We start from the raw sequence: 19,656 nt of genomic DNA, 5'->3' as shown, positions 1-19,656 counted from the left end.
CGTAACACCCGATGCCGTCACGCACAATGGGCAATGGCCGACGAAAAGTCATCATACAACAACCCAGTTTTTGTATGTTGACATTATTTCTTTCCAACCCTACCGATGTTCGGATTGGGAGGATTCACGTGGCCGCATTGACGGATCCGGACTTGCTGTTTGCCGCCGAGGCGCGCCCGCGTTCGTTGGCCCGCGATCTCTATGCCGCGGTCAAAGACCTTCCGATCGTCAGCCCGCACGGCCACACCGATCCGCGCTGGTATGCGCTCAACGAGGCGTTTCCCGATCCGGCGCAGTTGCTGATCGTGCCGGACCACTACATTTTCCGCATGCTGTTCAGCCAGGGCGTTCGGCTTGAGGAGCTTGGTGTGCCGACGCTTGACGGCTCGCCGGTTGAAACCGACGGCAGAACGATCTGGCGGTGCTTCGCCGAGCATTATTACCTGTTCCGCGGCACGCCGACCCGGCTGTGGTTCGACCATGTGCTTGCCCATCTGTTCGGCATCGACGAGCCGCTGACGGCCGCAACCGCCGACCGCCATTACGATATGATCTCGACCTTGCTGCAGTGGGAGAATTTTCGCCCGCGAGCGCTGTTCGAGCGCTTCAATATTGAAGTCATCGCAACGACCGAAGGCGCGCTCGACGATCTCAGATGGCACCAGATGATCCGCGACAGCGGCTGGGACGGCCGCGTCGTCACCGCCTATCGGCCGGATGCGATCGTCGATCCCGACTTCGAAGGGTTCTCGGCCAATCTCGACCGGCTTGGCGAGATCACCGGCTGCGACACCGGCAATTGGGCCGGCTATCTCGATGCGCATCGCCAGCGGCGCGCCTTCTTCAAGAGCTTTGGCGCGACTTCCTCCGATCACGGCCATTCGACGGCCGAAACCGCCAATCTCTCGGATGCCGCCGCGCAGAAGCTGTTCAACCGCATCCGCCGGGGCTCGGACGACGAGCGCGAGCGAAAGCTGTTCCGCGCCCAGATGCTGACCGAGATGGCCAAGATGAGCCGCGACGACGGGCTGGTCCTGCAGATCCATCCCGGCTCCTGGCGCAATCATTCGCCGGCTATCTTTCGGAAGTTCGGCAGGGACAAAGGCTTCGATATTCCGACGCGAACCGACTATGTGACGGCGCTGAAGCCGCTGCTCGACTGCGTCGGGCTGGAGCGCGACCTCACCATCATCCTCTTCACCCTCGACGAGACCAGCTATGCGCGCGAGCTGGCGCCGCTCGCCGGCGTCTACCCGGCATTGAAGCTCGGGCCGGCCTGGTGGTTCCACGACAGCCCCGAAGGCATGCGCAGGTTCCGTGAGATGACCACCGAAACCGCCGGTTTCTACAACACCGTCGGTTTCAACGACGATACCCGCGCCTTTCCATCCATACCGGCCCGCCATGATGTGGCGCGCCGGGTCGATTGCGCTTTTCTGGCGCGTCTCGTCGCCGAGCAGCGGCGCGGCGAGGACGAGGCGCACGAGCTGGCGCAGGAACTTGCCTATACGCTCGCGAAAAAGGCGTACCGGCTCTAACGGCGCTTGCCGCCATCGTTCAAACGGGAGGAAACCAATGCTGCATTTTTCGAGACTGGCGGGGGCTACGCTAGTTGCCGCCGCACTGCTGGCCGGAACGGCAAGCGCTCAGACGGTTCTGCGCTCGTCCGACACCCACCCGGACGGCTATCCGACGGTCGAGGCGGTCAAATATTTCGGCGAGCTGGTGAAAGAGCGCACGGCCGGCCGCTATGTGGTCGAGATCTATCCTTCCGCGCAACTTGGCGAGGAAAAGGACACGATCGAGCAGGTGCGCACCGGCGTGATCGATCTCAACCGCGTCTCGATGGCGCCGTTCAACGGGCTCATCCCGGAGACCACCGTGCCCTCGCTGCCCTACATCTTCCGTTCGGAAGAGCATATGCACAAGGTCATGGACGGGGCGATCGGCGACCAGATCGCGGCGGCGTTCGACCAGGTCGGGCTGGTGTTGCTCGCCTTTTACGACGGCGGCTCGCGCTCCTTCTACAATTCGAAGAAGCCGATCAACACCGTAGCCGACATGGCCGGGATGAAGTTCCGCGTCATCCAGTCCGACATCTTCGTCGACATGGTGGCGGCACTTGGCGCCAACGCGACGCCGATGCCGTATGGCGAAGTGTATTCGGCGATCGAGACCGGGGTGATCGACGGCGCGGAGAACAATTTTCCGAGCTACGACACCGCCAAGCACGCGGAAGTCGCCAAATACTATTCGCTCGACGAGCACACGATGGTGCCGGAAGCCTTCGTCATGGCGAAGTCGAGCTGGGACAAGCTGACGCCGGAAGACCAGGCGATCTTCAAGGCGGCCGCCAAGGAGAGCGTCGCCAAGCAGCGCGAGCTGTGGACCGCCAAGGTCAAGGAATCGCGCGCCAAGGTCGAGGCGGCCGGTTCGCAGATCACGACGCCGGACAAGCAGCCCTTCATCGACGCGATGGGGCCGGTCTACGAGAAGCACGTCAAGGACGACAAGCTGAAGGCCATGGTCGAAGCCATCAAGGCCGTGCAGTGATCAAGCGGCGGCGCGGACATTCCGTGCCGCCATCCTCCTGGGGAGAAAACCGGTGACTTCCAGCCCAAGACCAACACCGCTTCTGTCCGGCGTCGCGCAAGTGATGTCGCGCGTCAGCACGGCGGCGCTGTCGATCGCCGGCATCGGGCTGGTGCTGATGACCGCCTTCGTCGCCTGGCAGGTATTCGGCCGTTATGTTCTGAACCGTTCGCCGAGCTGGACCGAGCCGGGCTCGGTGATGCTGATGAGCTGGTTCATTTTCCTCGGCGCTGCCGTCGGCGTGCGCGAGAACTATCACCTCGGCTTTGACGTCCTGCTCTACGTGCTGCCGAAAGGCGGCAAGCGCTGGCTGCGGATGATTTCGGACCTCGTCGCGCTCGCCTTCGGCATCGGCATGATCTGGTACGGCAGTCAGCTGGTCGCATTGACCTGGGGCTCTGTCTTGCCGTCGCTCGGCATATCGGGGGGCTGGGACTACGTCCCGCTTGTGGCGGGAGGCGCGCTCATCGTGCTCTTCACGCTGGAGCGCATTGTGCTTCGCCTCTCCGGCGCGCCGATCGACGATGCCCTCGATGAACTGCCGCCGGCCGAAGTCGCGGCCGAACTCGACACCGCCAACGTGAAGGTCTGACGCCATGGAACTGTGGATTCTCTTCGGCGTCTTCACCCTGCTGATGCTTATCGGCACGCCGATCGCTTTCTGCCTCGGCGTCGCAAGCCTCGCCACCGTCCTCTATATGGGCCTGCCGCCGCTGATCGTGTTCCAGCGCCTGAATTCCGGCATGAGCGTCTTTTCACTGCTGGCCATTCCGTTTTTCATCTACGCCGGCGACTTGATGGTGCGCGGCGGCATCGCCAGCAAGATCGTTGCCTTCGCCGGCTCGCTCGTCGGCCATTTGCGCGGCGGCCTCGGGCAGGTCAACATTGCAACCGCTACACTGTTCGGCGGCATTTCCGGCTCAGCGGTGGCGGAGGCAGCGGCGGTAGGCGGCCTGATGATCCCGCAGATGAAGGCGCGTGGATATGGAGCGGACTACGCCGTCAACGTCACGTCGATGGCGGCACTGATCGCGCTGCTGCTGCCGCCGTCGCACAACATGATCATCTACTCGATCTCGGCAGGCGGAAAGATCTCCATCGCCGATCTGTTCACGGCCGGCATCATCCCGGGCCTGCTGCTGGCCCTGTCGCTGATGGTCACCGCCTATATCGTGGCGCGCTCCCGCGGCTATCCGACCGAGGCGTTTCCGGGCTTCACCGCGGTCGCGCATCTTTTCGCCGTCGCCGTGCCCGGCCTGCTGTTGATCGCGATCATCTTCGGCGGCGTGCGATCGGGCGTCTTCACCGCCACCGAGAGTTCCTGTATCGCCGTCATCTATGCGCTGCTCGTGACCGTCTTCGTTTACCGGCAGATGACCTGGGAAGGGTTCGTTCATGCTACCCATGGCGCCGTGCGCACCACGGCCATGGTGCTGCTCATCATCGGCATGGCGGCGGCGTTCTCGTGGCTGATGGCCTTCCTGAAAGTGCCGGCAGCGTTGATAGCCTCCATGAACGCGATCTCGGACGATCCGCTGGTTGTGCTTCTCCTGCTCAACCTCTTGATGCTGTTCCTCGGCACGTTCATGGACATGGGGCCGACGATCATCATTTGCACGCCGATCTTCCTGCCCGTGGCGCAGGCCTACGGCGTCGATCCGGTGCATTTCGGCGTCATCATGATCCTCAATTTCGGCATCGGACTGAACACGCCGCCGGTGGGCGCGGTGCAGTTCGTGGCGTGTGCAGTGGGCAAGATATCCGTCTGGGAATCGATGCGCTCGATCTGGCCGTTCTATGCGGCAGGCCTCGTGGTGCTGGCGCTCGTCACCTACATTCCGGCCATTTCGCTATGGCTGCCGAGTGTCTTCAAATAGGGGTGCGACATGGCTTCGGATACCGCAGTCGGGCTCCGCGTCGAACGAAGACCGAAGCTTTCGGAAACCGTTGTCGCTGCGATCCGCAAGCAGTTGCAGGCGGGCGAGATCCAGCCCGGGCAAAAGCTGCCGACCGAGGGTCAGCTGACTGAAACCTTCGGGGTCAGCCGCACCGTGATACGCGAGGCGCTGGCCAAGCTTGCCGCGGACGGCCTGGTCGAACCGCGCCAAGGCGCCGGCGTCTTCGTCACCGAGCATATCTCGACAGCGTTCGGTGCTCTGGCAGCGGAGATGGGCAGCAAGGATTCGATCGCCCTCAACGTGCTCGAAGTCAGGTTGGCGATCGAGATCGAATCCGCCGGGCTCGCCGCCATCCGGCGCAACGCCGCGCAGGAAGCGGCAATCCAGGAAGCCTTCTTCGAGTTCGAACGGCTGCTCCTCAACAGCGAGCCGACTGGACCGGCCGACCTTGCCTTCCACCGCGCAATCGCCAGCGCCACCAACAATCCGTTCTATGTCGAGATGCTCGACGTGCTCGGCCGGCGCGCCATTCCTTGCGATGTGACCTCGCCCTGGTCGACCGAGTTCGCACAGTCCGACGCCTACCAGCGCGGCCTGCAGCGCGAACACCTGATGATCCTCAACGCCATCTCGGCAGGCGATGCCGAAGCGGCGCGGGAGGCGATGCGCGCGCATCTCGGTGCCAGCCAGCAGCGCTATCGCGAGCGCCTGCACGCGCGCCAGGTTTTTTATGCCGACTCGGTCAAGGCCGCGGCAACTGAATAAGCAATTGAGGCAGCGCCATGGGACAGCAATGAATCACACTGACAAGCATACGGATTTCACCTCTCGCTTCGCCATCGATCCTGTTTCTGCCGCAGCCATGGGAACGGACGAGCTGCGGCACAATTTCCTGATCGAGGACTTGTTCCAGCCCGGCCGCATCGGCCTGACCTACACCCATTACGACCGCATGATCGTCGGCGGCGCCATGCCCGCTGGTACACCGCTGCCGCTGCAGGCGATCAAGCCGACCGGGACCAAGAATTTTCTCGACCGCCGTGAGATGATCATCGTCAACATCGCCGGTGCAGGCGTCGTCAAAGCCGGCGGCCAATCCTACGAGCTGCAGGCACGCGACATGCTCTATCTCGGCATGGGCACCGATGAGGTGTCGTTCGCTGCGACCAATCTGGCTGAGCCGGCTAAGTTCTACCTGCTCAGCGCGCCGGCGCATCAGAGCCATCCCAACCGGCTGATCCGCATCGGCGATGCCAAGCGGCTCGATCTCGGCAGCCAGGCAACCTCCAACGAGCGCTCGATCTTCCAGTTCATCCATGCCGATGGGGTAAAGACCTGTCAGCTTGTCGTCGGCATGACGCAGCTTGCCTCCGGTTCGGTCTGGAACACCATGCCATGCCATGTGCATGACCGGCGCATGGAAGCCTATCTTTATTTCGATCTGCCGGAGGCGGCGCGGGTGTTTCATTTCATGGGCGAGCCGGACGAAACGCGCCATCTCGTCATGCGCAACGAGGAGGCGGTGCTGTCGCCGGGATGGTCGATCCATTCGGGCGCCGGCACCTCCAACTACGCCTTCATCTGGGCGATGGCCGGCGATAATGTCGACTATACCGATGTCGACCTGGTGGCGATGGAGGAGCTCAAGTGAGCGATCTCTCGGCCTTCAGCCTTGCCGGCAAGCGCATCCTCGTCACCGGCGCCAATACCGGCATCGGCCAAGGCATCGCCGTGCCGATCGCGCGCGCAGGCGGCGCGGTCGTCGGCGTCGGCCGGTCGGCGATGGACGAGACGGCGGAGAAGATTGCGGCTGTCGGCGGCCGCTTCGAGGCGGTCCGCTGCGATCTTGGTGATGATGCAGCTGCCCAGGCGATGCTTGACCGCGTCTGGGACGGCACCGGACCACTCGATGGCCTGGTCAACAATGCGGGCATCATCCGGCGTGCCGATGCGGTTGACCTCACCGAAGCCGACTGGGATGACGTCATGGGCGTCAATCTGAAGACGGTGTTCTTTCTCAGCCAGAGTTTTGCCAGGCGCGTGCTTGCCGAATCTGGACGGCGTGGCAAGATCGTCAACATCGCTTCGGTGCTGAGCTTTCAGGGCGGCATTCGCGTCGCCTCCTACACCGCCTCCAAACACGGCGTGCTCGGCATCACCCGCCTGCTGGCATGTGAATGGGCGGCAAAGGGCATCAACGTCAACGGCATTGCGCCGGGCTATATCGAGACCAACAACACCGAGGCGCTGCGCACCGATCCCGACCGCAGCGCTTCGATCCTGGCGCGCATTCCGGCCGGCCGCTGGGGCGCGCCGGAAGACATCGGCGACGCAGCCGTCTTCCTGCTGGCGCCGGCGTCCAACTACATGCACGGCGCGGTGGTGCCGGTGGACGGCGGCTGGCTGGCACGATGAACAGCGACGATGAGAGTCTGACGATGACCGGAACCAAAATCTTCTCGCATGCCGGCGAGGGTGCGTGGACGCCGACGCCCGACGGCAACCGCCGGCGCGTGCTCCTGCACACCGACGAACTGATGATGGTCGAGTTCGGTTTCGACAAGGGCGGCGTCGGCGCGCTGCACTCGCACCCGCATGTCCAGGCAAGCTACGTCGCCGAAGGCCGCTTCGAAGTCACCATCGACGGCAGGACCGAAATCCTGGAGACGGGAAGCAGTTTCATCGTTCCGTCCAATCTGGTCCATGGTGTCAGGGCGTTGGAGGCGGGACGACTGGTCGACAGCTTCACGCCGCACCGCGCCGATTTCCTCGACTGAGCTGCGGGCCCGAAGTTCAGGCAGCCGGCTCTCGGAACGAAAAAACCCGCGCCTCCGGAGAGACGCGGGCGTGTTGCCTGGGCGCTTGTGGCGCCGCGGTACTCAAAACATCACCGCAGAACCTGAACCTGCCGAATGATGGTGAAGATAGGATTAACCGCTCCGAGGCGTTGCGATATTCACAGCCAAAGCGAATAGGGGCTGGAACGACGGTCTGATATCGGCCAATGAGAGAGAAGTTCGCCTCAGGCGGTGCCGCGGACAGGACCAGAGGGGTCGATAAATGTTCGAATCTGCTGTCCAGGCAATCACCTGGCGATTCGCCGGCGAATTTCGGCAGGTCGTATCCCCGAAAGTTCTGTAATGCAGGTTGCAGCGAGCATCCCGGCAGAGGATTCCAAGCGGCGCGTCCTGAAAGATGTATTCGGCTTCGATGATTTTCGTCTCGGCCAGGCGGCCGTGATGGAGGCGCTGCTGGCCGGGCATCATGTGCTGGCTGTCATGCCGACCGGCGCCGGCAAATCGCTCTGCTACCAGGTCCCGGCGCTGGTCCTGGGCGGGCTCACCATTGTCGTTTCGCCGCTGGTGGCCCTGATGCAGGATCAAGTCGCCGCATTGCGCCTTGCCGGCGTGGCGGCCGATACGATCAATTCCTCGCTCGACCGCGATGCCAATGTCGCTGCATGGCGCCGTGTCGCGGCAGGCCAGACGCGCCTGCTCTATCTTGCACCGGAGCGGCTCATGACCGTGCGAATGCTCGAGGCGTTGACCAAGCTCGATGTCCGGCTGATCGCCATCGACGAGGCACATTGCATCTCCCAATGGGGACCAGCGTTCCGGCGCGAATACGAAGAATTGTCGAGACTACGTGATATCTTCCCGAAAGTGCCGATCATTGCGTTGACGGCGACGGCGGACGAAACGACGCGCACCGACATTGCCGCGCAACTGTTCGACGGGCGCGTCGATACCGTGGTGCTCGGCTTCGACCGGCCGAACATCAAGCTAGGCATTGAGCCCAAGCAGGACAGCAAGCGCCAATTACTAAACTTCGTGCAGCGCCATGCGGGCCGCAGCGGGATCGTCTATTGCCTGTCACGCAAAAAGACCGAAGAGATGGCGGCGTTCCTCGAGCGGAACGGCGTACGCGCGCTCGCCTATCACGCCGGCATGAGCAAGGACGCGCGTGAAGCGAATCAAAACGCTTTCATGACCTTGTCCGGCGTGGTGATGGTGGCGACCATCGCCTTCGGCATGGGGATCGACAAGCCGGACGTCGCCTATGTCTTCCACACCGACCTGCCGGGCAGCTTGGAGGCCTATTATCAGGAAATCGGGCGCGCGGGCCGCGACGGGCGGGCGGCCGAGGCACATATGCTGTTCGGTCTCGGCGATATCCGCATGCGCCGGCTTTTCATCGAAGACGAGGACGCGCCGGCTGAGCACAAAAGGCGCGCGCATGGCCGGCTCGAAACGCTGATCGGTTATTGCGAGACGACGCAGTGCCGGCGCCAGATCCTGCTTGGCTATTTCGGCGAAAGTGCTTCGCCTTGCGGCAATTGCGACAACTGCCTCGACCAGGCGCCGCATGCGGATGGCGAGGCGGAGGCGCGGATCATCCTGGCGGCGATCGCACAGACCGGCGAGCGCTTCGGCGTCGCCCATGTCGTCGATGTCCTGCTCGGCCATGAAACCGAGAAGGTCCTGGACAGGAACCACCACAGGCTTGCCAGCTTCGGCACCGGTGTGGCGCATAAAAAGAGTTTCTTGCTGTCGCTGCTCCGCCAACTCGTCGCGGGCGGGTTCCTGACATTGGACTCAGCCGGCCATGGCGGCCTCGCCATTGCCGAGAAGGGCCGTGCGCTGGCTCGGGGCGAGGCTTCGTTCCGGTATCGCGTGGACGCGCGCCAGTCATCGCGAGGCAAGATACGTCCTGAAGATACCGCAGCGGGCACGGAAGGTCTGGATTCGGCGCTGCTGGCCGCGCTCAAGGCTGTACGGCTGCGTCTTGCCCGGGAACGCCAGGTGCCGGCCTTCGTGATCTTTTCGGATCGTACACTGATCGATATGGCCGAACGCTGCCCGCGTGATCTGGACGCCTTCGCCGCGGTCAACGGCGTCGGCGCCGCCAAGCTCAAGGATTTCGGCGAGATATTCCTCGGCGCGATCGCTGCGCATCAATCCGGGGTGGCGGGCTGAAGACCCACTTCAGTGACGCAATCAGCACCGGCTTCGTCTCGCCGCCGCAATCGCAGCCTCCTGCTGCCGCAAGCGCTCGATCTTCGCACTCTGGCGGGCAGCCACGGTCGAAGCGACACGCTGCCCTCCCAACAGCCAGCCCGGAATGTTGGTGTGGACGACTTTGCCACGAGCGATGGCTGTCGCCGACATTTCGTCGGCGACAGCGCCCATCGCCACGTTGAGCTCGACGCAACTCATCTTGTCGTATTTCGCAGCATCAAAGGATGCCGGCAAAGGCGATGCGCAACTTCCGACAAACATGAGGCTGCATATCAGAGGCGTGGCCGTGGAGATCGCCTTCATTCCCTTATCAAGCACATTGATGCCGGACGGGCGGATTTCCGGAGGGTTCTCGATCTCAGGCGGCGAAGCGCTCCCGAGGTTCCGCGTAACTGAAGCATGTGACCTCTACAATACTCTGTGCTGACCGACCTGTTTGTCTTCAAAGAATTCCGAGAGAGTCGCTGCCGTCTTGTCGGGGTGCTCTTCCGGGAAAAAGTGCCCGCCTTGGACAGCGCATCCTGCCACTCTGTCGGCCCATTTCCTCCAGATGGCCAGCGGCCCGCCTTCTTGCGCATACCAGTTCTCCAGGGCGCCTTCGCCACTCCATAGCGCCAGTAGCGGACAGTCGATGCGACGACCGTTTGCGCGGTCCAACGCGTCATGTTCACGATCGATCGTCGCAGCGGCGCGATACTCTTCGCAGATGGCATGAATATGCGCGGGATCGCGAAGCGCATCAACATAGGCGTTCCTGACCTCTTTGGAGACCATTTTCGCTGACGATCCCCACTGCGTTATTGCATCGTCGACGACAGCATCGGGAGCCGCTCCGATCAGACGCTCCGGCAGGGGCTCCGGCTGGGCAAGAAGGCTCCAGGGCCAGAAGCCAAGCGCCAGTCTGGCATCCGCCCGATCCCATGTTGCGGCGGTGGGGATGATGTCGAGGACGGCGATTTTGAGCACTTTGTCGGAATGGTCCAGCGCCAGGCGATAGGCAACCCGCCCGCCACGATCATGCCCGGCAACCATGAACCGCTCAAACCCCACTTGCTTCATGGCCTGAACCATGTCGCCGGCCATGGCGCGCTTGGCGTATGGGCTATGATCGGCAGAGGAAAACGGGCATCCGCTTTGCCCATAGCCTCGAAGGTCGGCGGCGACGACCGTGAAGCGGGGCGCCAAGGCTGCGGCGATATCCCTCCACATCAGATGCGTTTCTGGAAAACCGTGAAGAAGCAGCAGCGGCGGACCGGTGCCTCCGACCCTTGCGAAAATCGTCGTATCGTCCAGTCGTAGGCTGGTGGCTCTGAAACCTGCAAACACCGTCAGCTTCCTCCGCGCCCTTAGGAAAGCTCCGTAAGGGCGCTAACGGCCGCCTGAGGCGAAAACCCCGGCCGCGATGGCCAGGGTTCAAGCCGGCCAGTTGCTAGAATCGAAACCAGACCCAAACGCGCCTGCGGAAGCACCGCCTGCGCCGATAGCCGTTTCGCCAGTAAACGCGACAGACCCTTCTCCAGGCGCGCCGGCGGCGCCGGCGCGGCATGTGCCACCGGCGATGATAGACTGGTTGCAACTCTGCTTGAGTTTCGTCGTCGTCGAAGGTCTCGACATCCGGCGCCTCGAGTTCATCGAGAATGCCCCTTCTGGCAGTTGGAACGCCGGCCACCGCATTGATTGGCCGAACCGTGCTTGCAAGGGCCGCGGCCCCGGCAATGCCAAACATTCCTGTCAAAAATAGTCGCCGATCCATGGAAACCTCCCAGTCTTCAACCAGCGATAGAACAAGCTGACGATGGGGAGATAGCGCAGTCGGTGCAAACGCCTAGTGCCGCACGGCGACTAGCGGTGGTCCGGTCGGCCGGAGGGTGTTGTCTCGTCCTCGAAGTGGGATGGCTACCTCGATCGACAAGCACCCGGAGTTTTCTGAATTGGAGGGCCGAAAACAATGAAGATCGAATGACGTCTACGCCATAGCCACGCAATTTCACGCTACTCGCGTTGCAAGGAGGCTTGACTGCCATCCTACCAGAAGGTAGGTAAAAGCATGAGCAACTTGTCTACCACCTCTGACGACATCCTGGCTTGTGCGCGTTCGCTGATCGTGGCTGGCGGCTACAACGGTTTCAGTTATGCCGACGTTGCTGATGTGGTCGGGATCCGTAAGGCGAGCATCCATCACCATTTCCCAAGCAAGGTCGATCTGGTTCGGACGCTGGTTGCGCGGTATCGCGAAGAAACTGAAGCGGGGATTGCAAATGTCGAACTTCACGAATCCGATCCGCTCGAACAGTTGCGGATCTATGCCGGGTATTGGGAAGCCTGCATCGCGAACGCCAGCGCCCCGTTTTGTATCTGCGCGCTGTTGGCAAGCGAGCTCCCCGTGCTGCCCGAGGAAGTTAGCCTTGAGGTCCGGGCGCATTTCCGCTCGCTGTCGGCTTGGCTGACATCCGTGATGGAGCGCGGTGCGCGGCACGGCCAATTTCGACTGATGAGTACCCCTCGTGCCGAGGCTGAAGCGTTCATGGCGACCGTTCACGGCGCGATGCTTTCAGCACGGGCCTATGGCGATCCGAAGATATTCGCCGTCGTGACCGGCCCGCTCCTGGAGCGGCTCCGCGCTTCCCCCCGGATACCAGCCTAGATCTCAACTAACCATACTAGCGATCACTCCGCGACGTTCGTCGAGAGCCCCTACCTACTAGTCGAAAGGACAATCCAATGACGGTTCACAGTGGCGATCTCTCCCGCGCCAGCCAGGAACAATGGCTCAAGCTCTATTACTTCGCTCGGACGACGTTCTCGGCTGTCTGGGTGGCGGCTGCCTTTACGGTGGGACAGCATTCCGGGGTGGTCGCGGCGGTTTTGCTCGTGGCTTATCCTGCATGGGATGCCCTGGCCAATTTTGTCGACGCATCGCGCAGCGGAGGATTGGGACAGAATCGCACCCAGGCCATCAACGTCGTGGTCAGTGTGGCGACAACGTTCGCGGTCGTTGTTGCGCAGAAGATGAGCATGAACTGGGTGCTGGGCGTGTTCGGCCTATGGGCGATCCTGTCCGGCCTGCTTCAACTCGGTACCGCTGTCCGCCGTTGGAAGAGCTCTGGTGCGCAGTGGGCGATGGTCCTGAGCGGAGGGCAGTCAGCACTGGCAGGCACGTTTTTCATCGCACAGGCGCGGATGCCGATGCCGCCATCGATCACCAACGTGGCCGGCTATGCCGCAGTAGGCGCCCTCTACTTCCTGGTTTCGGCGGTGTGGCTGAGCGTGAGCCAATTGCGGCGGAAGGCTGCATAGCGTGCCGTCTTAAGCCATTACCGGCGCGATGAGAGATGCTGTTACCTATGGGTCCGGAATGGACAATTCCGAAGTGGCGGAGAGGGAGGGATTCGAACCCCCGATGGGCTTGCACCCATGCCGCATTTCGAGTGCGGTGCATTCGACCACTCTGCCACCTCTCCGCGGTCATGGTCCGCCGTTGCCGGCGCGGCGCACTAGATAACGGCTGGACAGGCAGGTTACAAGGGCCAATCTGCCCCGGCGCCGCAGCTTCTGTCCGTGCTTCTTCGAGGCTCCGGTGGTCACTGCTCGATATTTGCAAGGTCTGGGCTCAACCCATTCGCAGCTTGCCCGCGGCGCTTGCCTTGACTCAAGCCGAACCTTCGGTTAGGGACAGCGCGCAATCGGCGTGGAGGGATCTTCCGCGCCGCTTGTTTTTTGAACCCGCAGACTGACAAAAAGACGGCCGAACCGCCTGAAGCGGTTCATCAAGGCCGACCGAACAGCGAAAGGCAAAAAATGTTCGCAGTCATCAAAACGGGCGGCAAGCAGTATCGCGTTGCCGCCAACGATCTCCTGAAGATCGAAAAACTCGAAGCCAATGTCGGCGACATCGTCGAGATCGGTAACGTGCTCGCGCATGGCGAAGGCGAGAACGTCACATTCGGTGCGCCGTTCGTCGATGGTGCGATGGTCACCGCCGAAGTCGTCGAGCAGGGCAAGAACCGTACCGTCATCGCCTTCAAGAAGCGCCGCCGGCAGAATTCGCGCCGCAAGATCGGCCATCGCCAGCTTTTGACCACCGTCAGGATCGCCGAGATCCTGCTGGGTGGCGCCAAGCCGGCGAAGAAGGCCGCCGCCAAGACCGAAGCGAAGGCTGAAGTTGCAGCCAAGACCGAGGCGAAGGCTGAAGCCGCGCCGAAGGCAGCAGTGAAGGCAGAGGCTGCGCCGAAGAAGGAAGCCAAGGCCGAGACGACCGAGGACAAGGCTGCCGAAGCCGCCGCACCGTTGTTCAAGGCGCCGAAGGGCGAGCCGGACGACCTGACCGTGATCAAGGGCATCGGCCCGGTCGCCGCCGGCCAGCTCAACGAACAGGGCATCACCACCTTTGCCCAGATCGCCAAGCTGTCCGACAAGGACGTCGCCAAGATCGACGAGCACATGCCGTTCAGCGCCGACCAGATCAAGGACTGGCGTGAGCAGGCCAAGGAATTGGCGAAGAAGTAGAACGAACCGACGCAATCGTCGCCGGATCGGACTTGAAACGGAACGCGAACGCGTTCATAAGATCGTTTAGGCGCCTCGCGGCGCATCGGAGTAGTTAGATGGCACACAAGAAAGCTGGCGGATCGTCGCGCAATGGTCGCGACTCCCATTCCAAGCGGCTCGGCGTGAAGAAGTTCGGCGGCGAAGCCGTGATTCCGGGCAACATCATCATTCGTCAGCGTGGCACGACGTGGCATCCCGGCACCAATGTCGGCATTGGCACGGACCACACGCTGTTTGCGCTCGAAGCTGGCGCAGTCACCTTCAACAAAAAAGCCAATGGCCGAACCTACGTATCGGTGAACCCGATGACGAAGGCAGCGGAGTAGCCGGTTCCGCACGAGAACACCGGCACCCATCTCGGGACCGGTGTCTGGCCAAGCCAGGAAATGGATCAGGGGAGATGGGTTTCCATCTCCCCTTTTTCTTGTGCCTGGAGGACTTTGATATGGTTGCCGAAGCGGAAGACTCAGACGACGAAAGTTACACGATAGATTGCCCGGTGCTCGCGACCGAGCGGCTGGTCATGCGTGCCCCGCGTGAAAGCGACATCGAGCAATTGGTGGCGCTCGCCGACAACCGCCATGTCGCGGAAATGCTGGCTCGCATGCCGCATCCCTATGGCGAGGCCGAGGCACGCGCTTTCCTGGCCATGACGGCATCGCGCCGGGCCGGAATCGCCTATGCGCTGACGCTGGCCGGCACCGAGACCTTCGTCGGCTGTGCCGGGCTCAACACCACGGATCGTGGGCTGGAGCTCGGCTACTGGATCGGCGAGCCGCACTGGAAACGCGGCTACGCGACGGAAGCAGCGCACGCACTGGTCGACCTTGCCTTCCAGAGAACCACGATCCAGGTGCTGCACGCCTCGACGCGGGTTATCAATCCGGCCTCGCGCCGGGTCATCCACAAATGCGGCTTCCAGTATGCCGGCCAGGGCATGCTGAACTCGATCGTTGCCGGTCAGGTGCCGGTCGAACGCTACCGCCTCGATCGCAAGACCTGGACCAGCCTGCGGAACTGGGTGCATTTTTGATGGGTGCGGCTCACGTCATCTCGAGCCAGACCGGCAAGTGATCCGAACCGGCCGCTTGCCGGTCGACCCACAGGCGCTTCAGCGACTTGGCAAGCGAGGCGCTGGTGAAGATGTAGTCGATGCGCTTGTAGCGGCTGGTATCGTCCGGCCGCTTGGGGTCGACCCAGGTGACGAGATCGGCGCCGCCAGCGCCGAGGCGGGTGGCAGCATCGATGGCGAGGTCGGCGGTCACCGGCATGCCGAATTCATGGTCAGCCTGACCGGCGAGTTCGACATGTTCCGGCGATCCGGCCAGCATGTTGAAGTCGCCCATGACGACGAAGGCTTCGGGACAAGGCAGGTCCGGCAAGCCGATCTCGGCGACGCCGGAGAGCCCGCCGCCCTCGAGCGGGTAGTTCAACAGGCGCTGGCGCAGAAAGCGGATCTGGCTCAGCCGTTCAACCGGGCTGCGATGGTCGAGATGGGTGGAATAGAAGCGGATCGGACCAAGCGGCGTTTCGATCAGCGCCTCCAGCGCGCCGCGCTGGAAGTTCATCGCTTCGACACTGCGGCTGCGCGGCAAAAGGAGATTGCGCGACAGATGGATCGGCGTCCTCGACAGCACCATGTTGCCGAGCTGGAAGGTGGTCGTGATGGCGCGGCCGTTCTCCAGGCGCGAGCCGGCGTCGGCTTCGAAATTGCTGCCGTAGACGGCAAAATAGTCGGGCAGCGCCTCGCCGAGGTCGGCCACCATGTCGCGGCCGCCATTCTTCGGGTTGGCGCGGGTGACCTCCTGCAGCGCGATCACGTCGGCGCCGCGCACGGCATCGGCGATACGGCCGACATCGTAGCGGGCGTCGAGACCGACGCCGTAGTGGATATTGTAAGTTACCAGTTTCATTCCGACATCTCGCGCTTGGAAAGCCGAAGATCGATTTTCGGCAAGGGTCAACCAAATGCTACGCGTCCAGAGCTACGCGCGACGTTACAGTAGCAAAAACGGCCCTCGCCCTTCGTCCCGCCTTGCTTTAGAGCAATCCCGCAAAGCCAATAACAGAAACCATACAATCCGATGAAATTTCTCGATCAAGCCAAGGTCTACATCCGCTCCGGCGACGGCGGCGCCGGTTCGGTGTCGTTCCGGCGCGAAAAGTTCATCGAGTTCGGCGGCCCCGACGGCGGCGACGGTGGCCGCGGCGGCGATGTCTGGGTCGAGGCGGTCGATGGGCTGAATACGCTGATCGACTATCGCTATCAGCAGCATTTCAAGGCCAAGACCGGCACGCACGGCATGGGCCGCAACATGACTGGCGCCAAGGGTGCCGACGTGACGCTGAAAGTGCCGGCCGGAACGCAGGTCTTTGCCGAGGACAATGAGACGCTGATCTGCGATCTCACGGTCGTCGGCCAGCGCTTTCTTTTGGCCAAGGGCGGCAATGGCGGCTTCGGCAACCAGCACTTCAAGACCTCGACCAACCAGGCGCCGCGCCGCGCCAATCCCGGACTGCCGGGCGAAGAGCTCAACATCTGGCTCAGGCTGAAGCTGATCGCCGATGCCGGCCTCGTCGGGCTGCCCAACGCCGGCAAGTCGACCTTCCTGGCGGCGGTCACCGCGGCCAAGCCGAAGATCGCCGACTATCCCTTCACCACGCTGCATCCCGGCCTTGGCGTGGCCCGCATCGACGGTCGCGAATTCGTCATTGCCGATATCCCGGGCCTGATCGAAGGCGCGCATGAAGGTGTCGGCATCGGCGACCGCTTCCTTGGCCATGTCGAGCGCACGCGTGTCCTTCTGCATCTTGTCTCGGCGCAGGAAGAAAATCCGGCCAATGCCTACAAGACCGTGCGTGCCGAGCTCGAAGCCTACGGCAATGGGCTGACCGACAAGGTCGAAATCGTCGCGCTTTCCCAGGTCGACATACTCGATGCCGACGCACGCAAGAAAAAGACCGCCTCGCTGAAACGTGCCGCCGGCCGCGCGCCGATGCTGCTTTCGGCGGTCACCGGCGAAGGCGTCGAGGCGGTGTTGCGCGCGCTGATCGCTGTGGTGGCCGATGCACGCGAGGCGGTCGCTGCGCCGGTCGAGACGCGCTGGAACACATAGCCATGGCCGCGCAATCGCTGAAAAATTATCGGCGCATTGCCGTCAAGATCGGCTCGGCGCTGCTTGTCGACCGCACGACGGGCCTGAAGCGCGACTGGCTGGCCTCGCTTGCCGACGACATCGCCATGCTGGCCAGTGGCGGCGCCGAAATTCTCGTCGTGTCTTCCGGGGCGATTGCACTTGGCCGCACCATCCTCGGTCTCGGCAAGCGGGCGCTGAAGCTCGAGGAGAGCCAGGCGGCGGCCGCCGTCGGGCAGATCGCATTGGCCGGCGCCTGGTCGGATGCGCTCGGCAAGAATGGCTTGAAATCGGGCCAGATCCTGCTGACGCTCGGCGACACCGAAGAGCGTCGCCGCTATCTCAACGCACGGGCGACGATCTCGACACTGCTCAAAATGAAGGCGGTGCCGGTCATCAACGAGAACGATACGGTGGCCACCTCCGAAATCCGCTATGGCGACAACGACCGCCTGGCGGCGCGCGTCGCCACCATGATGGGCGCCGATCTTTTGGTGCTGCTTTCCGACATTGACGGGCTCTACACGGCGCCGCCGGCGCGCGACCCGCAAGCCCGGTTCATTCCGGTCGTCGACCGCATCACCCCTGACATCGAGGCGATGGCGGGTGCCGCTGCTTCGGAATTGTCGCGCGGCGGCATGCGCACCAAGCTCGACGCCGGCAAGATCGCGACCGCCGCCGGCACCGCCATGATCATCACATCAGGCACGCGGCTGTCGCCGTTGCTGGCAATCGAGCGCGGCGAGCGCGCCACCTTCTTCCGGCCGAGCGCCAATCCGGTCAAGGGCTACAAGACCTGGATCGCCGGGCAGCTCGAACCGGCCGGCCGGCTGACCGTCGATGCCGGCGCCATCGGCGCGCTGCTCTCGGGCAAGTCGCTGCTGCCGGCCGGCGTCAAACTGGTCAGCGGCAATTTTGCGCGTGGCGACACGGTGGCGATCCTGTCGCCCGAGGGCCGCGAGATCGCGCGCGGGCTGGTTGCCTATGATGCCGCCGATGCCGTAAGGATCGCTGGCCTGAAGACGACCGAGATCGAAACGGTGCTCGGCTACGAGGCGCGTTCGGCGATGATCCACCGCGACGATCTTGTGGTGAGCCATGCCGGTGGCGAGCAAGTAGTCGGTGACCAGGTTACATAGCGGAGGATGAGCCATGCTGACGCTGCATGAAAAATCCCGGGATGATACCGTGGCGCTGATGGCCGATATCGGCCGCCGCGCGCGTGCCGCGGCCCGCCCGCTGGCCATAGCTGCGGCCGAGCGCAAGCACGCGGCGCTGTTCGGCATGGCTCAGGCGATCCTTCGGCATGAGCAGGACATCCTCGACGCCAATGCCATCGACATCAGAAATGGCAGGGAGGCTGGCCTATCGGCAGCGTCGATGGATCGGCTGAAGCTCGATCCCGCCCGCATCCGCGCCATGGCAGACGGTATCAGCGAGATCGCCGGGTTACGCGATCCGGTCGGCGATGTCATTGCCGCATGGGACCGGCCGAACGGGTTGCATATCGAACGGGTGCGCACGCCGCTCGGCGTCGTCGGCGTCATCTATGAGAGCCGGCCTAACGTGACCGCCGATGCCGGCGCGCTCTGCCTCAAGGCGGGCAATCCGGTGATCCTGCGCGGCGGCTCGGATTCGGCGAATTCTTCCGCCGCTATCCATGCCTGCCTGGTCGAGGGGCTGAAGGCAGCCGGGCTGCCGGAGGATGCCATACAATTGGTGCCGACCACCGATCGCGCCGCCGTCGGCGAAATGCTGAAAGGACTTTCCGGCAATCTCGAGGTCATCATTCCGCGCGGCGGCCGCAGCCTGGTCGAGCGTGTGCAGAACGAGGCACGGGTGCCGGTCTTCGCGCATCTCGAGGGCATCTGCCATCTCTATATCGACCGATCGGCTGATCTCGACATGGCGGTCAAGATCGCGGTCAATGCCAAGATGCGGCGCACCGGGGTGTGCGGTGCTGCCGAGACGCTGCTGGTCGACCGTGCCGCCGCCGGCACGCACCTGGTGCCGATCCTCGAGGCCTTGCGGGCGGCAGGCTGCGAGATCCATGCCGATGCCGAGGCGCTGAGGCTTTATGCCGATGCCCAGCCCGCGACCGATGCAGACTGGGTGACCGAGTATCTCGATGCCATCATTGCGGTGAAGCTGGTCGACGGCATTGGCGGCGCCATCGAGCATATCGAGACGTTTTCCTCGCATCACACCGAGGCGATCATCGCCGAGGACGCCACAGCGGTCGACCGGTTCTTCAACGAGGTCGATTCGGCGATCCTTCTGCACAACGCCTCGACCCAGTTTGCCGATGGCGGCGAGTTCGGCATGGGCGCCGAGATCGGCATCGCCACCGGCAAGATGCATGCACGCGGGCCGGTCGGCGTCGAGCAACTGACCTCGTTCAAATACCGCGTACGCGGGTCGGGACAGGTGAGGCCTTGAGCGCCGGTCTTACCCTCCCCCTTGTGG

20 protein-coding genes and 1 tRNA gene are annotated in these 19,656 nt (G+C 63.1%); 17 read left to right on the top strand and 4 right to left on the bottom strand.

Features of this window, described 5'->3' with window-relative positions; translation table 11 throughout:
* Nucleotides 1-128: 128 nt before the first annotated feature.
* The 9 genes from uxaC to recQ all read left to right on the top strand — a co-directional run bounded on the left by uxaC (nucleotide 129) and on the right by recQ (nucleotide 9,466).
* Nucleotides 129-1,538: a glucuronate isomerase gene (gene uxaC / locus NKI72_RS05490; protein WP_352849970.1), complete on the top strand. Its 1,410-nt coding sequence runs from the start codon at nucleotides 129-131 to the stop codon at nucleotides 1,536-1,538.
* A 37-nt stretch (nucleotides 1,539-1,575) separates the two neighbouring features.
* Nucleotides 1,576-2,553: a TRAP transporter substrate-binding protein gene (locus NKI72_RS05485; RefSeq protein WP_352834027.1), complete on the top strand. Its 978-nt coding sequence runs from the start codon at nucleotides 1,576-1,578 to the stop codon at nucleotides 2,551-2,553.
* Nucleotides 2,554-2,656: 103 nt separating this feature from the next.
* Complete coding sequence (locus tag NKI72_RS05480) at nucleotides 2,657-3,184, top strand: TRAP transporter small permease (protein ID WP_023719697.1); 528 nt, start codon at nucleotides 2,657-2,659, stop codon at nucleotides 3,182-3,184.
* Nucleotides 3,185-3,188: 4 nt separating this feature from the next.
* Complete coding sequence (locus NKI72_RS05475) at nucleotides 3,189-4,469, top strand: TRAP transporter large permease (RefSeq protein WP_292656436.1); 1,281 nt, start codon at nucleotides 3,189-3,191, stop codon at nucleotides 4,467-4,469.
* A 9-nt stretch (nucleotides 4,470-4,478) separates the two neighbouring features.
* Entirely contained in the window at nucleotides 4,479-5,255 is a 777-nt protein-coding gene (locus NKI72_RS05470; RefSeq protein ID WP_352621452.1) for a FadR/GntR family transcriptional regulator, read from the top strand.
* 28 nt (nucleotides 5,256-5,283) lie between these two features.
* Nucleotides 5,284-6,141, top strand: coding sequence for a 5-dehydro-4-deoxy-D-glucuronate isomerase (kduI, locus tag NKI72_RS05465; protein WP_352834024.1), 858 nt, complete (start codon nucleotides 5,284-5,286; stop codon nucleotides 6,139-6,141).
* Nucleotides 6,138-6,905: a 2-dehydro-3-deoxy-D-gluconate 5-dehydrogenase KduD gene (gene kduD / locus NKI72_RS05460; protein WP_352834021.1), complete on the top strand. Its 768-nt coding sequence runs from the start codon at nucleotides 6,138-6,140 to the stop codon at nucleotides 6,903-6,905. The genes kduI and kduD overlap by 4 nt, the downstream gene beginning before the upstream one ends.
* Nucleotides 6,906-6,928: 23 nt before the next feature.
* Entirely contained in the window at nucleotides 6,929-7,267 is a 339-nt protein-coding gene (locus NKI72_RS05455; protein WP_352540932.1) for a cupin domain-containing protein, read from the top strand.
* A 363-nt stretch (nucleotides 7,268-7,630) separates the two neighbouring features.
* Complete coding sequence (recQ, locus tag NKI72_RS05450; protein WP_352834018.1) at nucleotides 7,631-9,466, top strand: DNA helicase RecQ; 1,836 nt, start codon at nucleotides 7,631-7,633, stop codon at nucleotides 9,464-9,466.
* Nucleotides 9,467-9,487: 21 nt separating this feature from the next.
* Here recQ and NKI72_RS05445 read toward each other — a convergent pair whose 3' ends face one another.
* Both NKI72_RS05445 and NKI72_RS05440 read right to left on the bottom strand, forming a co-directional pair.
* Nucleotides 9,488-9,742, bottom strand: coding sequence for a hypothetical protein (locus NKI72_RS05445; protein WP_352500791.1), 255 nt, complete (start codon nucleotides 9,740-9,742; stop codon nucleotides 9,488-9,490).
* Between the two features lie 174 nt (nucleotides 9,743-9,916).
* Nucleotides 9,917-10,834 carry an alpha/beta fold hydrolase gene (locus NKI72_RS05440; protein WP_352849969.1) on the bottom strand — a complete coding sequence of 306 codons (918 nt, stop codon included), beginning with the start codon at nucleotides 10,832-10,834 and terminating at the stop codon, nucleotides 9,917-9,919.
* A gap of 721 nt (nucleotides 10,835-11,555) precedes the next feature.
* On the opposite strand from NKI72_RS05440, the gene NKI72_RS05435 reads away from it, so the two are divergent.
* Nucleotides 11,556-12,152 carry a TetR/AcrR family transcriptional regulator gene (locus NKI72_RS05435; RefSeq protein ID WP_352834012.1) on the top strand — a complete coding sequence of 199 codons (597 nt, stop codon included), beginning with the start codon at nucleotides 11,556-11,558 and terminating at the stop codon, nucleotides 12,150-12,152.
* Nucleotides 12,153-12,229: 77 nt separating this feature from the next.
* Complete coding sequence (locus NKI72_RS05430) at nucleotides 12,230-12,805, top strand: DUF308 domain-containing protein (RefSeq protein WP_352834009.1); 576 nt, start codon at nucleotides 12,230-12,232, stop codon at nucleotides 12,803-12,805.
* Between the two features lie 74 nt (nucleotides 12,806-12,879).
* Here NKI72_RS05430 and NKI72_RS05425 read toward each other — a convergent pair.
* Nucleotides 12,880-12,969, bottom strand: a tRNA-Ser gene (locus tag NKI72_RS05425).
* A 337-nt stretch (nucleotides 12,970-13,306) separates the two neighbouring features.
* On the opposite strand from NKI72_RS05425, the gene NKI72_RS05420 reads away from it, so the two are divergent.
* The 3 genes from NKI72_RS05420 (at nucleotide 13,307) to NKI72_RS05410 (ending at nucleotide 15,089) form a co-directional block, all read left to right on the top strand.
* The gene (locus NKI72_RS05420; RefSeq protein ID WP_352834007.1) at nucleotides 13,307-14,014 is read left to right on the top strand and encodes a 50S ribosomal protein L21; all 708 of its coding nucleotides are present in this window, start codon (nucleotides 13,307-13,309) and stop codon (nucleotides 14,012-14,014) included.
* Between the two features lie 98 nt (nucleotides 14,015-14,112).
* Nucleotides 14,113-14,382: a 50S ribosomal protein L27 gene (gene rpmA, locus NKI72_RS05415; protein ID WP_023678077.1), complete on the top strand. Its 270-nt coding sequence runs from the start codon at nucleotides 14,113-14,115 to the stop codon at nucleotides 14,380-14,382.
* A 119-nt stretch (nucleotides 14,383-14,501) separates the two neighbouring features.
* Complete coding sequence (locus tag NKI72_RS05410; protein WP_352834005.1) at nucleotides 14,502-15,089, top strand: GNAT family N-acetyltransferase; 588 nt, start codon at nucleotides 14,502-14,504, stop codon at nucleotides 15,087-15,089.
* Between the two features lie 10 nt (nucleotides 15,090-15,099).
* On the opposite strand, the gene NKI72_RS05405 is transcribed toward NKI72_RS05410, so the two are convergent.
* Nucleotides 15,100-15,969, bottom strand: coding sequence for an endonuclease/exonuclease/phosphatase family protein (locus NKI72_RS05405; RefSeq protein ID WP_352834002.1), 870 nt, complete (start codon nucleotides 15,967-15,969; stop codon nucleotides 15,100-15,102).
* A gap of 171 nt (nucleotides 15,970-16,140) precedes the next feature.
* Here NKI72_RS05405 and obgE point away from each other — a divergent pair, with 171 nt between their 5' ends.
* From obgE to NKI72_RS05390, 3 genes are read left to right on the top strand one after another with little or no spacing between them, the layout of a single operon-like run.
* Nucleotides 16,141-17,172: a GTPase ObgE gene (obgE, locus tag NKI72_RS05400; RefSeq protein WP_352450880.1), complete on the top strand. Its 1,032-nt coding sequence runs from the start codon at nucleotides 16,141-16,143 to the stop codon at nucleotides 17,170-17,172.
* Between the two features lie 2 nt (nucleotides 17,173-17,174).
* Nucleotides 17,175-18,329, top strand: coding sequence for a glutamate 5-kinase (gene proB / locus NKI72_RS05395; protein WP_352834000.1), 1,155 nt, complete (start codon nucleotides 17,175-17,177; stop codon nucleotides 18,327-18,329).
* 13 nt (nucleotides 18,330-18,342) lie between these two features.
* Nucleotides 18,343-19,629 (top strand): glutamate-5-semialdehyde dehydrogenase, encoded by a 1,287-nt coding sequence (locus NKI72_RS05390; RefSeq protein WP_023678072.1) that lies wholly within the window; start codon nucleotides 18,343-18,345, stop codon nucleotides 19,627-19,629.
* Nucleotides 19,630-19,656: the final 27 nt, after the last annotated feature.

The organism is Mesorhizobium sp. M0437 (assembly GCF_040321335.1).
GTDB lineage: Bacteria > Pseudomonadota > Alphaproteobacteria > Rhizobiales > Rhizobiaceae > Mesorhizobium.
The sequence above is the reverse complement of the archived record's forward strand: the minus strand, read 5'-3'. Positions and strand labels throughout refer to the sequence as shown.

Bases quoted from the DNA above. Each gene is read 5' to 3' on its own strand.
- NKI72_RS05485 (WP_352834027.1), top strand. From the start codon at position 1,576: ATGCTGCATTTTTCGAGACTGGCGGGGGCTACGCTAGTTGCCGCCGCA.
- NKI72_RS05480 (WP_023719697.1), top strand. From the start codon at position 2,657: ATGTCGCGCGTCAGCACGGCGGCGCTGTCGATCGCCGGCATCGGGCTG.
- NKI72_RS05475 (WP_292656436.1), top strand. From the start codon at position 3,189: ATGGAACTGTGGATTCTCTTCGGCGTCTTCACCCTGCTGATGCTTATC.
- NKI72_RS05470 (WP_352621452.1), top strand. From the start codon at position 4,479: ATGGCTTCGGATACCGCAGTCGGGCTCCGCGTCGAACGAAGACCGAAG.
- kduI (WP_352834024.1), top strand. From the start codon at position 5,284: ATGAATCACACTGACAAGCATACGGATTTCACCTCTCGCTTCGCCATC.
- NKI72_RS05455 (WP_352540932.1), top strand. From the start codon at position 6,929: ATGACCGGAACCAAAATCTTCTCGCATGCCGGCGAGGGTGCGTGGACG.
- recQ (WP_352834018.1), top strand. From the start codon at position 7,631: ATGCAGGTTGCAGCGAGCATCCCGGCAGAGGATTCCAAGCGGCGCGTC.
- NKI72_RS05435 (WP_352834012.1), top strand. From the start codon at position 11,556: ATGAGCAACTTGTCTACCACCTCTGACGACATCCTGGCTTGTGCGCGT.
- NKI72_RS05430 (WP_352834009.1), top strand. From the start codon at position 12,230: ATGACGGTTCACAGTGGCGATCTCTCCCGCGCCAGCCAGGAACAATGG.
- NKI72_RS05420 (WP_352834007.1), top strand. From the start codon at position 13,307: ATGTTCGCAGTCATCAAAACGGGCGGCAAGCAGTATCGCGTTGCCGCC.
- rpmA (WP_023678077.1), top strand. From the start codon at position 14,113: ATGGCACACAAGAAAGCTGGCGGATCGTCGCGCAATGGTCGCGACTCC.
- NKI72_RS05410 (WP_352834005.1), top strand. From the start codon at position 14,502: ATGGTTGCCGAAGCGGAAGACTCAGACGACGAAAGTTACACGATAGAT.
- NKI72_RS05405 (WP_352834002.1), bottom strand. From the start codon at position 15,969: ATGAAACTGGTAACTTACAATATCCACTACGGCGTCGGTCTCGACGCC.
- obgE (WP_352450880.1), top strand. From the start codon at position 16,141: ATGAAATTTCTCGATCAAGCCAAGGTCTACATCCGCTCCGGCGACGGC.
- proB (WP_352834000.1), top strand. From the start codon at position 17,175: ATGGCCGCGCAATCGCTGAAAAATTATCGGCGCATTGCCGTCAAGATC.
- NKI72_RS05390 (WP_023678072.1), top strand. From the start codon at position 18,343: ATGCTGACGCTGCATGAAAAATCCCGGGATGATACCGTGGCGCTGATG.